At 69.3% G+C, this 14,436-nt stretch carries 16 protein-coding genes; 14 read left to right on the forward strand and 2 right to left on the reverse strand.

All coding sequences use genetic code 11. The annotated features are described in order from the left end of the window. The first annotated feature begins 297 nt into the window (after positions 1-297). Positions 298-885, forward strand: coding sequence for a 1-acyl-sn-glycerol-3-phosphate acyltransferase (locus RMO85_RS12060; RefSeq protein ID WP_310528971.1), 588 nt, complete (start codon positions 298-300; stop codon positions 883-885). Here the strand turns inward: RMO85_RS12060 and RMO85_RS12065 are convergent. Further along, entirely contained in the window at positions 877-1,506 is a 630-nt protein-coding gene (locus RMO85_RS12065) for a methyltransferase domain-containing protein (protein ID WP_310528972.1), read from the reverse strand. The genes RMO85_RS12060 and RMO85_RS12065 overlap by 9 nt on opposite strands. 3 nt (positions 1,507-1,509) lie before the next feature. On the opposite strand from RMO85_RS12065, the gene dop reads away from it, so the two are divergent. Next, positions 1,510-3,021, forward strand: a complete 1,512-nt coding sequence (gene dop, locus RMO85_RS12070) for a depupylase/deamidase Dop (RefSeq protein ID WP_310528973.1) — start codon at positions 1,510-1,512, stop codon at positions 3,019-3,021. Here dop and RMO85_RS12075 read toward each other — a convergent pair. Further along, positions 3,008-3,142 carry a hypothetical protein gene (locus RMO85_RS12075; RefSeq protein ID WP_310528974.1) on the reverse strand — a complete coding sequence of 45 codons (135 nt, stop codon included), beginning with the start codon at positions 3,140-3,142 and terminating at the stop codon, positions 3,008-3,010. The two genes, dop and RMO85_RS12075, sit on opposite strands and share 14 nt — an antisense overlap. Positions 3,143-3,323: 181 nt before the next feature. Between RMO85_RS12075 and RMO85_RS12080 the strand changes: the two genes are divergently transcribed. From RMO85_RS12080 to RMO85_RS12135, 12 genes are all read left to right on the forward strand, one after another. Further along, positions 3,324-3,521, forward strand: coding sequence for a ubiquitin-like protein Pup (locus RMO85_RS12080; protein WP_310528975.1), 198 nt, complete (start codon positions 3,324-3,326; stop codon positions 3,519-3,521). Next, the gene (gene prcB, locus RMO85_RS12085) at positions 3,518-4,348 is read left to right on the forward strand and encodes a proteasome subunit beta (RefSeq protein ID WP_310528976.1); all 831 of its coding nucleotides are present in this window, start codon (positions 3,518-3,520) and stop codon (positions 4,346-4,348) included. Before RMO85_RS12080 ends, prcB begins: the two co-directional genes overlap by 4 nt. Positions 4,349-4,357: 9 nt before the next feature. After that, complete coding sequence (prcA, locus tag RMO85_RS12090; RefSeq protein ID WP_397203769.1) at positions 4,358-5,365, forward strand: proteasome subunit alpha; 1,008 nt, start codon at positions 4,358-4,360, stop codon at positions 5,363-5,365. A 52-nt stretch (positions 5,366-5,417) separates the two neighbouring features. After that, positions 5,418-6,779: a Pup--protein ligase gene (gene pafA / locus RMO85_RS12095; protein ID WP_310528977.1), complete on the forward strand. Its 1,362-nt coding sequence runs from the start codon at positions 5,418-5,420 to the stop codon at positions 6,777-6,779. A 112-nt stretch (positions 6,780-6,891) separates the two neighbouring features. Beyond that, positions 6,892-7,854: an FKBP-type peptidyl-prolyl cis-trans isomerase gene (locus tag RMO85_RS12100; RefSeq protein ID WP_310528978.1), complete on the forward strand. Its 963-nt coding sequence runs from the start codon at positions 6,892-6,894 to the stop codon at positions 7,852-7,854. Positions 7,855-7,892: 38 nt separating this feature from the next. Then, positions 7,893-8,864 carry a WYL domain-containing protein gene (locus RMO85_RS12105; RefSeq protein WP_310528979.1) on the forward strand — a complete coding sequence of 324 codons (972 nt, stop codon included), beginning with the start codon at positions 7,893-7,895 and terminating at the stop codon, positions 8,862-8,864. Next, entirely contained in the window at positions 8,861-9,853 is a 993-nt protein-coding gene (locus RMO85_RS12110) for a WYL domain-containing protein (protein WP_310528980.1), read from the forward strand. The genes RMO85_RS12105 and RMO85_RS12110 overlap by 4 nt, the downstream gene beginning before the upstream one ends. 34 nt (positions 9,854-9,887) lie before the next feature. Continuing rightward, a complete protein-coding gene (gene tatA / locus RMO85_RS12115; protein ID WP_310528981.1) occupies positions 9,888-10,175 on the forward strand; it encodes a twin-arginine translocase TatA/TatE family subunit in 288 nt (95 codons plus the stop codon). 24 nt (positions 10,176-10,199) lie between these two features. After that, on the forward strand, positions 10,200-11,039 hold the full coding sequence (gene tatC, locus RMO85_RS12120) for a twin-arginine translocase subunit TatC (protein ID WP_310528982.1): 840 nt from the start codon (positions 10,200-10,202) through the stop codon (positions 11,037-11,039). 34 nt (positions 11,040-11,073) lie between these two features. Then, complete coding sequence (locus tag RMO85_RS12125; RefSeq protein WP_310528983.1) at positions 11,074-11,484, forward strand: hypothetical protein; 411 nt, start codon at positions 11,074-11,076, stop codon at positions 11,482-11,484. 19 nt (positions 11,485-11,503) lie between these two features. Continuing rightward, entirely contained in the window at positions 11,504-12,376 is an 873-nt protein-coding gene (locus RMO85_RS12130; RefSeq protein ID WP_310528984.1) for a diacylglycerol kinase, read from the forward strand. Beyond that, positions 12,373-14,436, forward strand: a 2,064-nt coding sequence (locus tag RMO85_RS12135) for a DEAD/DEAH box helicase (RefSeq protein WP_310528985.1), incomplete at its 3' end; no start/stop codon positions are given. The genes RMO85_RS12130 and RMO85_RS12135, both read left to right, overlap by 4 nt.

Raw genomic sequence — 14,436 nt, forward strand, 5'->3', positions numbered from 1 at the left:
ACCGGCAAGCAGGGCACCGAGCCGGGCCGTTCGATCGACACCGTCGCGAACACCGGTCAATACCTGTGACCTCGGGCGAGCAGGCCCTCGTCAGCCCGCGCTCGGCATCGCGATCACAGCACCGATTCCGTACCTCCAAGGAGAAGAGAAGCTCATGATCAAGATCCTGCTCATCATCGTCGTGGTAGTCGTCGTCCTCGCCGTCCTCGGAAAGCTGCGCAGCTGCTGAGCCGACCGGCGCCGCTCATCTCACGACCTGCGGGCCCCCGACCGCACGCCCGGACCTACAGTGCGCTCATGAGCCGACACTTCCTCGTCCGACGCACGCTCGCTCGCGTCCTGCTCCGCCTCTCCCGCTGGCGTACGGCGGGCCAGGTGCCCAGCCGCGGCATCCTGGTCGGCGCCCCGCACACGTCCAACTGGGACTGGGTGCTCACCATGCTGCTCGCGTGGGACAGCAGCGTCCAGATTCGGCTGCTCGTCAAGAAGGAGTTCTTCCGCGGCCCGCTCGGTCCGATCCTGCGCTCCACGGGAGCGGTCGCCCTCGACCGCACGGATCCGGCCGTGACGATCGCCCGGTTGCTCGCCGACGCCGAGGTCGACGAGTCGTTCCTGCTCGGAATCGCCGCCGAGGGCACGCGCAGCAAGACGGACTACTGGAAGTCGGGCTTCTACCGCATCTCGCAGAAGACCGGGATACCGGTCACGCTGGCCTATCTCGACCGGCCCTCGCGCACGGTCGGCTGGGGTCCCACGTTCGCGCTCAGCGGTGACGTCACCGCAGACATGGACCGGATCCGCGAGTTCTATGCCGACAAGCACGGGATCCGCCCCGAGCTGACCACCGAGCCCAGGCTGCGCGAAGAGGACAAGGAATCAGGCTGACCGCGCGACGCCCATGAACAGGTAGGTCCACGGCCGTCCGATCGCCGGACCCGGCAGGTAGAACGTCTCCAGGCCCTCGATCTCCCACCCATTGGCGGCGATGAGGGCCGGCATGTCGCGGGTGAGATGACAGCCGCCCGCCAGCCGGCGCTGCCACGGCTCCCACCTCCGCTGCCGCCGCTGGATCGCGGGTTCGGGGGCGAGGCCGTGCTCGATGAAGTGCAACCGTGCCTCGGGCGCGACCACGCGGCGTACCTCCCGCAGGGCCATGGCCGCGTCGGGGATCGTGCAGAGACTGAACGTCACCAGCGCCGAGTCGTGTCCAGCGTCCGGCAGCGTGAGGCGCTGCCCGTCGAGTCCGGCGCGCTCGATCGGTACGCCGCTGCCCCGACGTCGCCTCTCGGACAGACGCCATCCCACGTCGGAGGGCTCCACGGCACTGACCGAGGTGACGGCCGGCGGATACCAGCGGATGTTCAGTCCGGAGCCGAAGCCGATCTCGACGACTCGCCCCGTCAGCCCGGTGCACACCTGCCCGCGGAACTCGCCTATCTCGTGTCCACGGAGCGAGGCATCCACCAGTCGGGGCACGACGCGTTCGTCCCACAGCCGTAGGCTCATGGCATGAGCGTACGTCGGGTGATGGGCACCGAGGTCGAGTACGGCATCTCCGTGCAGGGGCTGCCGCTCGCCAACCCGATGGTCGCGTCGTCGCAGGTCGTCAACGCCTATGCGTCCTCGACGGCGAAGGCACGCCGCGCCCGCTGGGACTTCGAGGAGGAGTCGCCGCTGCGCGATGCCCGGGGTTTCGACATGGCGCGCCAGATCGCCGACCCCAGCCAGCTCACCGACGAGGACCTCGGGCTCGCCAACGTCATCCTCACCAACGGCGCCCGGTTGTACGTCGACCACGCGCACCCGGAGTACTCCACGCCCGAGGTGACGTCCCCGCTCGACATCGTCAAGTGGGACAAGGCGGGGGAGCTGGTGATGCTCGATGCCCAGCGGCTGGCCTCGCAGCCGCCCGGCGCAGCACCGATCGTGCTCTACAAGAACAACACCGACAACAAGGGCGCGTCGTACGGCGCCCACGAGAACTACCTGATGCGGCGCTCGACTCCCTTTGCCGACATCGTGCGACACCTCACGCCGTTCTTCGTCAGTCGCCAGGTCGTGTGCGGCGCCGGTCGGGTGGGCATCGGCCAGGACGGGCGCGAGCACGGCTTCCAGATCACCCAGCGTGCCGACTACTTCGAGGTCGAGGTGGGCCTGGAGACGACGCTGAAGCGCCCGATCATCAACACCCGCGACGAGCCGCACGCCGACCCGGAGAAGTACCGCCGGCTGCATGTCATCATCGGCGACGCGAATCTCGCCGAGGTGTCGACCTACCTCAAGGTCGGCACGACGGCCCTGGTGCTGGCGATGATCGAGGACAGGTTCATCACCGCCGACCTCGGCATCACGGGGTCGGTGGCGTCGCTGCGCGCTGTCTCGCACGACCCGACGCTCAAGCACCTGTTGACGATGCGCGACGGTCGCACCCTCACCGCCGTCCAGCTCCAGATGGAATACCTCGACCTGGCCCGCAAGTTCGTCGACGACCGGCTCGGCGACGATGCGGACGCCCAGACGGTCGACGTGCTGGCGCGCTGGGAGTCGGTGCTGACCCGGCTCGAGCAGGACCCGATGCAGCTCGCCGGCGAGCTCGACTGGGTGGCCAAGCTCAAGCTGCTCCAGCAGTATCGCGACCGCGACAACCTCGATTGGGACGACGCCAAGCTGCATCTCATCGACCTGCAGTACAGCGACATCAGGCCCGAGAAGGGGCTCTACGCCAAGCTCGTCGCCGCCGGCCGGATCGAGCGGCTGCTCGACGACGTCTCGGTCGAGAAGGCGATGCACGACCCGCCCGAGGACACCCGCGCCTACTTCCGCGGACGCTGCCTGGAGAAGTACGCCGACAGCGTCGCCGCTGCGTCGTGGGACTCGGTGATCTTCGACCTGCCCGGGCGGGAGTCCCTGCAGCGTGTGCCGACCATCGATCCGCTCCGCGGGAGCAAGGCGCACGTGGGCGCCCTCCTCGACGAGTGCGACACCGCGCTCGAGCTGGTCTCGCGGCTCACTGCTCGCTGACGGCGGCCAGCCCCGGGGCCTGCCCTGCGTCGCGCAGCGCGTCGGTCAGGAACCCGCTGGCGAGCAGCTCGTCCACCTGCGCACGCAGCCACTCGACCGCCGGCTCGGACTGCGCGTGCACGATCGCCACCCTGGAGCGCGACGGCCCGGCGCTACCGAACCGTACGGTCGGAGATTTCGCTGTGAAGCAGCCCGACTGTTCGGTAGCGCGGGCGCTGCTTGCGGGGACCCGAGGCGCCGATCGGCAACCTCGGATGGTCGCTTCCCGTGCGCGCTTTCCATTTCTGGATAGGGTCATAGGTATGGCCCAAGAACAGAAGCAACCGCGCAAGTCCACCCAGGACGAGACGGCGACCGACGAGGCCGCCCTGACCGACGTTGCGGAGCGCAAGGAGGTCATCGACGACGACGTGGACGCCATCCTCGACGAGATCGACGACGTCCTCGAGACCAACGCCGAGGACTTCGTGAAGTCGTTCATCCAAAAGGGCGGCCAGTGAGCGACCCCCGCCTGCCCGCTGCCTACCTCATGCCGGGCTCCTCGTCGTTCAGCGACTTCCTCGCCGTCCAGGCTCCCGACCTGCTGCCGTCGCGCCGCGCCGTACCCTCCGGCAACGCCGGCGACCTCGCGCCGCACGGCACCACCATCGTCGCGGCGACCTTCCCCGGCGGCGTGGTGATGGCGGGGGACCGCCGGGCCACGATGGGCAACATCATCGCCCAGCGCGACATCGAGAAGGTCTTCCCGGCCGACGAGTACTCCGTGGTCGGCATCGCCGGCACCGCAGGCCTGGCCGTCGAGATGGTGCGGCTCTTCCAGACCGAGCTCGAGCACTACGAGAAGATCGAGGGCACCACGCTCTCGATGGACGGCAAGGCCAACCGTCTCGCGGCGCTCATCCGCGCCAACCTCGGACTGGCGATGCAAGGCCTCTCCGTCGTGCCCCTTTTCGCTGGCTTCGACCTCAACGCCGACTCGGGCCGCATCTTCAGCTACGACGTCACGGGTGGTCGCTACGAGGAGAGCGCCTTCCACAGCGTCGGCTCGGGCTCGCTGTTCGCCCGTGGCTCGCTCAAGAAGCTCTACCGCGACGACCTCTCCGCCGAGGGCTGCGTCACGGCCGTCGTCCAGGCGCTGTACGACGCCGCGGACGACGACTCCGCCACGGGTGGCCCCGACCTGACCCGCCGCATCTTCCCGGTCGTCCACGTCGTCACCGCCGCTGGCGGTCAACGCATCGACGACGGTGAGGTTGCCGAGATCGCCGACCGCATGCTCGCCGCGCGTATGCAGCGCCCCGACGGCCCCGCCGCCGCCCTTCTCTGAGGAGTGTCAATGAGCACCCCGTTCTACGTCTCGCCCGAGCAGCTGATGAAGGACCGTGCCGACTTCGCGCGCAAGGGCATCGCACGCGGCCGCTCCGTGGTCGCCATCCAGTACGCCGACGGCATCCTGTTCGTCTCGGAGAACCCCTCGCAGGCGCTGCACAAGGTCTCGGAGATCTACGACCGGATCGCGTTCGCCGCGGTCGGTCGCTACAACGAGTTCGAGAACCTGCGCATCGCCGGAGTGCGGCTCGCCGACATGCGCGGCTACGCCTACGACCGTCGCGACGTCACCGGTCGCGGGCTGGCCAACGCGTACGCGCAGACACTAGGCACGATCTTCTCCAGCGGCGGGGAGAAGCCCTACGAGGTGGAGCTGTTCGTCGCGGAGGTGGCCGACACCCCCGCCGACGACCAGCTCTACCGCCTCACCTACGACGGCCAGGTCGCCGATGAGCACGGCTATGCCGTGATGGGCGGGGCGGCCGAGACGGTCGCGACGCACCTCAAGGAGCACTACAGCGAGGGCGCCACCCTCGAGGACGCGTTGCACGTCGCGGTGGCGGCCCTGGGTCACACCGACGCGGGCGACCGGGTGATCCCGGTCGACGACCTCGAGGTCGCCATCCTCGATCGCACCCGCACCCAGCTGCGCAAGTTCGTGCGGCTGCGGGAGTCGCGACTCGTCGAGATCCTCGGTGATCGCGGCCCGGAGGAGCCGGACGCGCCGCTGGGCGACGACAACGTCGGCGCCACGCCTCCCTCCGCGCCCACCGCCGACGACCCGGCCGACCCGACCGACCAGGTCAGCGGGGGAGTGCCTCCGCTGGAGCACCCGCTCAACGGTGAGCCGAGCGAGCACCACGTGCCCCCGCCGACGTCACCTCCGATCGCCCCGCCGCCCGTTCCGCAGCCGACCGACCCGGTGCCGCCGGCGCCCCAGCCGCCCCTCCCGGACCCGGCGCAGCCCCCTGCTCCCGGGACGCCACCGGGCGACCCGGGCGATCCGCTGGGCTGAGACTTGCGTGTTCGCCCCTCCCGCACGCCCAGGTCGGTTCTAGGGTGGGGTCATGGACCGTCGGATCTTCGGCATCGAGAACGAGTACGGCGTCACGTGCACGTTCAAGGGGCAGCGCAGGCTGAGCCCCGACGAGGTCGCGCGCTACCTGTTCCGCAAGGTCGTCAGCTGGGGCCGCTCGAGCAACGTGTTCCTGCGCAACGGCGCCCGGCTCTACCTCGACGTCGGTAGCCACCCGGAGTACGCCACGCCCGAGTGCGACGACATCGTCGAGCTGGTCACGCATGACAAGGCGGGGGAGCGGATCCTCGAAGGGCTCCTTCTCGATGCCGAGCAGCGCCTGCACGACGAGGGCATCGCCGGTGACATCTACCTCTTCAAGAACAACACCGACTCCGCCGGCAACTCCTACGGGTGCCACGAGAACTACCTCGTCGGGCGGGCCGGGGAGTTCAGCAAGCTCGCCGACATCCTGATCCCATTCCTGGTCACCCGGCAGATCGTCGTCGGTGCCGGGAAGGTCACGCAGACGCCCCGCGGTGCCACGTACAACGTCTCCCAGCGCGCCGAGCACATCTGGGAGGGCGTCTCCAGCGCCACGACGCGCAGCCGGCCGATCATCAACACCCGCGACGAACCGCACGCTGACGCGGAGAAGTACCGCCGCCTCCACGTCATCGTCGGCGACTCCAACATGAGCGAGACCACCACGATGCTCAAGGTGGCGTCGTGCGACCTGGTGCTGCGGATGATCGAGGAGGGCGTGGTGATGCGCGATCTGACGATGGAGAACCCGATCCGCGCCATCCGGGAGATCTCGCACGACATGACCGGGCGCCGCAAGGTCCGCCTGGCCAACGGTCGTGAGGCGAGCGCGCTGGAGATCCAGGCCGAGTATCTCGGCAAGGCACGCGACTTCGTCGACCGCCGGCAGATCAGCACCCCGCTCATCGAGCAGGCCCTCGACCTGTGGGAGCGCGGGCTCAAGGCGATCGAGTCAGACGACCTGGGCCTGGTCGACCGGGAGATCGACTGGGTGATCAAGTGGAAGCTGATCGACCGCTACCGCGCCAAGCACGGACTGCCCATGGGTCATCCGCGGATCGCGCAGCTCGACCTCGCCTACCACGACATCCACCGCAACCGGGGGCTCTACTACCTTCTGGAGAAGCGCGGTGCCGTCGCGCGCGTCACCACCGACCTCAAGATCTTCGAGGCCAAGAGCGTGCCGCCGCAGAACACCCGCGCCCGGCTCCGCGGCGAGTTCATTCGCAAGGCCCAGGAACGCCGTCGTGACTTCACCGTCGACTGGGTGCACCTCAAGCTCAACGACCAGGCGCAGCGCACCGTGCTCTGCAAGGACCCGTTCAAGGCCTACGACGATCGCGTGCAACGTCTCATCGACGGAATGTGAGTCGTCGCAAGCGGTCGCGACGGCGGAGCTTGGGACATACCCGGCCGCCCCTCGGACGGGCCGGATAGGGTGACCGCGCTGTCGTGCACATCAACGGATTAGGTGACCCATCGTGTCTCGCACCACCCGCACCCGCCTCCAGCCGCGACTCATGGCCGCGAGCGGCGTCCTTCTTCTCACCGGCCTGGCGCTCAGCGCCTGCGGCTCCGGCGACGGATCCGGGTCCGACGCGGCCGGCGGACTCGACAACGTCACGATCACCGGCGACATCGGCTCTGCCCCGAAGGTGGCGTGGGACGGTCAGGTCGGCCCCACGGACATCGAGACCGACGTGGTCACCGAGGGCGACGGCGACGTGATCGAGGCCGGTGACGGTGCACTGGCCCACATCTGGATCGGCAACGGCTACACCGAGGAAGAGGCCTACAACAGCTACGAGTCCAAGGCCCCGCAGCTGCTCGTCGGCGACATCTCCGAGCCGTTCAAGAAGGCGCTCGAGGGTCACACGGTCGGCTCGCGGGTCGCGGTGGCGGCGACCGCCGAGGACGCCTTCGGCGAGGGGGGCAACCCGCAGCTCAACATCGGCAACAAGGACGGTGTCGTCTTCGTGGTCGACCTGGTGGCCAAGGTCGGCGACGAGCCGTTCGGCGAGGAGCGCGAGGCAGCCAAGTGGGCCCCGGGCCTGATCGAGGCCGACGGCGTCATCACCGGCCTTGACTTCGCCGGCGCCAACAAGCCGAGCAAGAACCTCCTCGACACCACTCTGATCAAGGGCGACGGCCCGGCGGTCACGAGCGGTCAGACGATCGCGGTCAACTACCTCGGTCAGGTCTACGACGCGAAAGCCCCCTTCGACGAGTCCTACTCCGCGACCAAGAACCCCGCCTCGTTCTCCATCGGCGTCGGCCAGGTCGTGCCCGGCTGGGACAAGGAACTCGTCGGCAAGACCGTCGGCTCGCGCGTGATCTTGTCCATCCCGCCCGCCAACGGCTACGGCGACAAGGGCAACGAGAGCGCCGGGATCAAGGGCACCGACACGTTGTTCTTCGTCGTGGACATCCTCGCGGCCGCCTGAGCAGTCCGGGTCCGGTTTCACCAAGGAGGGGGAGTGGCATGGCGGACAAGTCCGAGCGGTTGCTCAACCTCTACATCATGCTGCTCGCCCAGACCCGCTTCGTGTCCAAGCAGGACATCCGTCGAGCCCACTACGGCGAGTACGGCGACAACCCGCGTGGCCTCGAGGCGTTCGAGAAGGCCTTCGAGCGGGACAAGGAAGACCTGCGTGAGCTCGGGGTCGTGATCGAGGTCGGCTCGCTCGACAGCTACTTCGACGACGAGCAGGGCTACCGCATCTCGGCCGACACCTCCTCGCTGCCGGAGATCCGCTTCGAGGCCGACGAGGCGGCGGTGCTCGGGATCGCGGCCCGCGCCTGGGAGCAGCACACCCTGGCTCGGGCCACCACCGAGGCGATGCGCAAGCTCGCCGCCCAGGGCGTCGAGATCGACACCAGCAGGCTCGACCTCGTGCCGCCCAGCCTGCGCGCCGAGGAGCCGGCCTTCGACGCCTGTTGGGAGGCCACCCAGAAGCGCCGGGTCATCACCTTCGACTACCGCCGCCCGGGCGAGGAGGCGGCCACCCGTCGTCTCCAGCCCTGGGGCGTGGTCCGGTCGTCGGGACGGTGGTACGTCGTGGGCTACGACCTCGATCGCCGGGCCGAGCGGGTCTTCCGGCTCTCCCGGGTGCAGGGCAGGGTGGCCCTGACGGGCAAGTCGGCGGCGTACGACGTCCCCGCGGGCACGGACGTCAAGGTCGTCGCGCACAGTCTGGTGCACCGCTCGCCCGACATCGAGGCCGTCGTGCTGGTCCGGCAGCGGGCCGGCGTGGCCCTGCGGCGGCAGGCGAGCGCGATCGAGGAGGACGTGAGCGGACCCGACGACGTCACGGCCTGGGACCGGCTCAGGGTCAGCGGGCAGGTCCGAGACCTCGTCGGCTCCGTCCTCACCCTCGGCGCCAACGCGGTCGTCGAAGCGCCGGACGGCCTGCGGGCCGATGTCATCTCCCGCCTGAGCGGGGTGACGCGATGACGACGCCCAAGCCGGCCGTGCACGCCGCCCGTGAACAGGTCGGACGACTGCTGGTGCTGGTGCCCTACCTGCACCAGCGCGGGGAGGTCCGCGTCTCGGAGGCCGCCGAGGCACTCGGGGTGGACGCCGCTCAGCTCGACAAGGACCTCCGTGTGCTCTTCATGTGCGGCCTGCCCGGTGGCTACCCCGACGACCTGATCAACGTCGATCTCGACGCCCTCGAGGGCGAGGGGATCATCCGCGTCGACAACGCCGACTATCTCGCTCGTCCGGTCCGGTTCGCTCCCTCGGAGGCGGCCGCGCTCGTGGTGGCCTTGCGCGCGATCGAGCAGAGTGCCTCGCCGGAGACACGCGAAGTGGTGGAGCGCACGCTGGCCAAGCTGGAGACAGCCGGGGCGGCCTCGGCCGCCCAGCAGATCCACGTGTCGGACGACGCGTCGCCGGGCACGGACCTGCTGCCGGTGCTGCAGGGTGCGATCGACCGGGGGCGTCAGCTGGAGATCTCCTACTACGTGCCGACCCGCGACGACCAGTCCTCCCGGATCGTCGAGCCGCGCGCGATCACACGCGTCGGCGACGCGACCTACCTCGATGCCTGGTGCCACACCGCCCACGGTGACCGAGCCTTCCGCCTGGACCGGATCGTGGCGGCCAGCGAGCTGCCCGAGGCCGTCTCCGAGCGCGCGGCCGAGCCGCGCGACCTGTCGGGCGGCTGGTTCCACGGCGACGGCGAGACCGTGGCCGTGACCCTCCGTCTGCAGCCCGCGGCCCAGTGGGTGCCGGAGTACTACCTGGTGACCGAGACATCGCCCGGGCCCGAGGGCACGCTGGACGTCGTCATCGATGTGGCGAGCGAGTCGTGGTTGCACCAGCTGCTCTTCCGGGTGGCCCCGCACGCGTCGGTCCTCGCGCCCGTCGAGTTCGCCGAATCCTTCACCGCCAACGCACGGGCAGCCCTCAGTCTCTATCAGGAGCGCAGCGTAGGATGAGTTCTGCCACCGTCCCCGACACTTGGAGCAACTCATGATCAACCCGCTGTTTGGCATGCCGCAGGGCGCGGAGTGGCTGGTCATCCTCGCGATCGTGGTGCTCGTGTTCGGTGCGGCCAAGCTTCCCGAGCTTGCTCGCGGCACCGGCCAGGCGTTGCGCATCTTCAAGACCGAGACCAAGGGCCTGCGCGACGACGAGGACGAGAAGCCGACCGCTCCCGCCGCTCCGTCCGAGCTGCCCACGGCCTCGAGCACGCCGACCGAGCCCTTTGTCGAGCCTGTTGTCGACCCGGAGATCCGCTCCGACAAGCACACCGGCTGAGCCGGGCATCGTCGACGCACGTCAGTGAGTCTCGTCGGACGGTTCGTCCGTCTCTACTCGGCCAAGCCCGCACATCCCGTCGGCCCCGACGGCCGGATGGCGCTCGGGGACCACTTCCGGGAGTTGCGCGCCCGCGTCCTCCGGGCCGGGTCCTTCATGATCGTGGCCATCGCGGTGGCGCTGTACTTCTTCGACGGTCTCTACGACCTGGTGTTCGGGCCCTACACGCAGGCGGTCGAGAAACTGCCCGAGGGAAGCAGCCTCGCGACCACCAGTGGTCCCGCCGGCGGACTCATGCTCTACCTGAAGCTCTGCGGCTTCGCGGCACTCATCGGGACGGCACCGTTCTGGCTCTACCAGGTGTGGGCGTTCATCCTGCCCGGTCTGCACGCCAGCGAGCGGAAGTGGTCGCGGGTGTTCGTGGCGATCGCCGGCCCGCTGTTCCTGGTGGGCATCGTGCTCGGCTATGTCACGTTGCCCAAGGGTCTCGAGGTGCTGATCGCCCTCAACCCCGACGGCGTCACGAACCTCGTGGACTTCGGCAACTACCTCCAGTTCTTCACCCGCACCCTGCTGGTCTTCGGTCTCGCCTTCGAGATCCCGGTCTTCGTGGTGATGCTCAACCTCGCCGGCGTGGTGACCGGCAAGCAGCTGGGTGCGCACCGGCCGTGGATCATCGTCGGCATCTTCGTGTTCGCAGCGGTGGCGACCCCCTCGGCCGACCCGTTCACGATGACCTTCATGGCCGTGCCGATGGTCGTCCTCTACCTGATCTCCGAGGTCATCGCCCGCTACAACGACCGCCGCAAGGCCGCGCGCAAGCCCAATGCCGGCCTGTCGCCCGACGAGATCTCGGCCATCTGATCTCGCGCCATCACGATCTGACACAGTGATCGTCATGGAGTCCACGCCGATCATCGACGTCGACCCCTTCGACCTGCCCGAGTGGCTGGGCGTACGCGAAGTGGTCTGGCACGCCGACCAGGGACTCAGGTCCGGGCACCTCGTGGCAGGTCGCATCGTGGCCGGCGACGACGTCTTGGGCTGCGACCTCCTCGCCGTCGACGAGGCCTACCCGGCGCCCGTCACCGACGACGACTCCCGGCTGCGGACCCACCAGGCCTGGCGCCACGGCCAGGTGCTCCTCGGCCGGTACGGGGACCGGCTGGTGCTCGCCGTGCCGGGCACCGGCTTCGATGCGGACCGCGTCCTGGACACCCTCGCCCGGCTGGCCCGCGCGGTCGGCGGCTCGCCCGACAACATGGCTGCCCTGCTCCGCATCGGCGCGGAGCGGCAGACTCGTCGCTGACGCTCGATAGGGTCGGTCCATGGCCCGCGAGATCGCTCTTCTCACCAACCCCACCTCGGGCAAGGGAAAGGGTGCTCGCTACCGCAGGGCCGCGTTGCCCCGGTTGCGTGACGCCGGGCTGGTGGTGCGCAACCTCGAGGGCCGCAATGCCGACGAAGCCCTCGACCTTGCGAAGGCCAGCGTCGCCGACGGCGTCGATGCGCTCGTGGTCTGTGGCGGCGACGGCCTCGTCCACCTCGCGACCCAGGCACTGGCCGGGACGGGCGTGCCGCTCGGGATCATCCCCGCAGGCACCGGCAACGACGTGGCCCGCTACTTCGACCTGCCCCGCAAGGACCCGGTCGCGGCGGCGGATCGGGTGATCGGCTCCAGGCTGCGCACGATCGACCTGGCCCGCTCCGGGTCACGCCACTTCGTCACCGTCCTCGCCGCCGGCTTCGACGCCATCGTCAACGAGCGCGCCAACGAGATGACCTGGCCGCGCGGCCAGATGCGCTACAACCTCGCCACGCTTGTCGAGCTTCGCACGTTCACGCCGCTGCCGTTCAAGCTCGACCTCGACGGGACGCTCCTGCAGCGAGACGCCATGCTGGTTGCGGTGGGCAACGGCTCGTCGTACGGCGGCGGACTGCGCATCACCGAGGGGGCCGTGCTCGACGACGGCCTGCTCGACGTGGTCATCATCAACACCATGACGAAGGGCAAGCTGATCCGCACCTACCCCAAGCTGTTCTCCGGGACCCACCGGGCGGTGCCGGAGTACGAGCACCACCGGGTCCGCAGCGTCACTGTCGCAGCCCCGGGTGTCGTGTCGTACGCCGACGGGGAACGCTTCGGCGAGCTGCCGCTGACGATCACCTGCGAGCCCGGCGCCCTGACGGTGTTCGCATGAGCAGCCACGACGAAGACCTCGTCGTCGACGAGCACGCGTCGGCGTACGCGAAGCTGACGGCGCACCCGGTGACGGCCGCGTTCGCCAACCTCTACGACTTCCCGCTCGACGACTTCCAGGTCCGGGCCTGCAAGGAGATCGAGGAGGGTCGAGGCGTGCTCCTCGCCGCCCCGACCGGCTCGGGCAAGACCATCGTCGGCGAGTTCGCCGTCCACCTGGCGCTCGAGACCGGCCGCAAGTGCTTCTACACGACGCCGATCAAGGCGCTGAGCAACCAGAAGTACAACGACCTCGTGGCGCGCTACGGGCCGGACAACGTGGGCCTGCTGACCGGCGACAACGTCGTCAACGGCGAGGCGCCGATCGTCGTGATGACCACTGAAGTGCTGCGCAACATGCTCTACGCCGGGTCGCGCACGCTGCTCGGGCTCGGCTTCGTGGTGATGGACGAGGTGCACTACCTCGCCGACCGGATGCGCGGCGCGGTCTGGGAAGAGGTGATCATCCACCTGCCCGAGTCGGTCACGCTGGTCTCGCTGTCGGCGACCGTCTCCAACGCCGAGGAGTTCGGCGAGTGGCTGGCCACCGTGCGTGGCGAGACGTCCACCATCGTCGAGGAACGCCGTCCGGTGCCGCTCTATCAGCACGTCATGGTCGGCAGCAGGCTGTTCGACCTCTTCGCCTCCTCCGACGTCGACGCCAGCGCCGGCTTCGTGAAGGAGGGGGCGCCGGTCAACGACGAGCTCGTGCGGATCGCCCGCGACGACTGGGCGAGCTCCAGGCTGATGCGCGACCGGAAGTCGACGCGCAAGGGCAAGCCCGGGTCGTCGAAGAACCCGCGCCAGGTCGGCAACGGCCGCCGTGTGTGGATCCCGAGCCGGGTCGAGGTGCTCGAACGGCTCGATCGCGAGGGCCTGCTGCCCGCGATCATGTTCATCTTCAGCCGCGTCGGCTGCGACGCGGCGGTCACCCAGTGCCTCTCGGCCAACGTCCGCCTCACCAGCACTCACGAGCGCGACGAGATCTTCGCCTTCGTCGAGGAGCGCTGCCGGCACCTGCCCGACGACGACCTGGAGGTGCTCGGCTACCACGAGTTCCTCGACGGGCTGACACGCGGCGTGGCCTCCCACCACGCCGGGATGCTGCCGACCTTCAAGCAGTGCGTGGAGGAGCTGTTCCTGCGCGGACTCGTCAAGGCGGTGTTCGCGACCGAGACGCTCGCACTCGGGATCAACATGCCCGCGCGCACGGTCGTGATCGAGAAGCTGGCCAAGTGGAACGGTGAGACACACGCCGACATCACGCCGGGGGAGTACACCCAGCTCACCGGCCGCGCCGGGCGTCGCGGCCTCGACGTCGAGGGCCACGGCGTCGTGCTCTGGCAGCCCGGCATGAACCCCCGCGAGGTCGCCGGCCTCGCCTCGACCCGCACCTACCCGCTGCGCAGCTCGTTCCGACCGTCCTACAACATGGCGGTCAACCTGGTGCACCAGTTCGGCCGCGAGCGGTCCCGCGAGCTGCTCGAGCAGTCGTTCGCGCAGTTCCAGGCCGACCGCGCCGTGGTCGGCCTGGCACGACAGCTGCAGAAGGCCCAGGAAGCACTGGAAGGCTACGCAGACGCCGCGACCTGCCACGTCGGCGACTTCATGGAGTACGCCGCACTGCGCCGACGCATCTCCGAGGTCGAGAAGGGCGCCGTCCGGGAGCGGCGATCGGATCGCCGCGACGAGGCGATGGTGTCGCTCACCAGGCTCAAGCCCGGTGACGTGATCATGGTGCCGAACGGCAAGTTCGCCGGGTTCGCGGTCGTGATCGACCCCGGTGTCGGCGGCCACGAACCCCGTCCCTACGTCCTGACCGCCGACCGGCAGGCCCGCCGGCTCGCGCCGATGGACTTCTCGACCCCGGTCGAGGCGATCACCCGGATGCGGCTGCCGAAGACGTTCAACGGCCGCAACCCCGCGATGCGCCGCGACCTGGCCTCGGCACTTCGGACCAAGACCCACAACCTGACGCCGCCACCCCCGCGGCGTACCCAGCCCGGCGAAGCCTTCGTCGAG

It is taken from the genome of Nocardioides sp., assembly GCF_031422975.1.
Taxonomy (GTDB): Bacteria; Actinomycetota; Actinomycetes; order Propionibacteriales; family Nocardioidaceae; genus Nocardioides.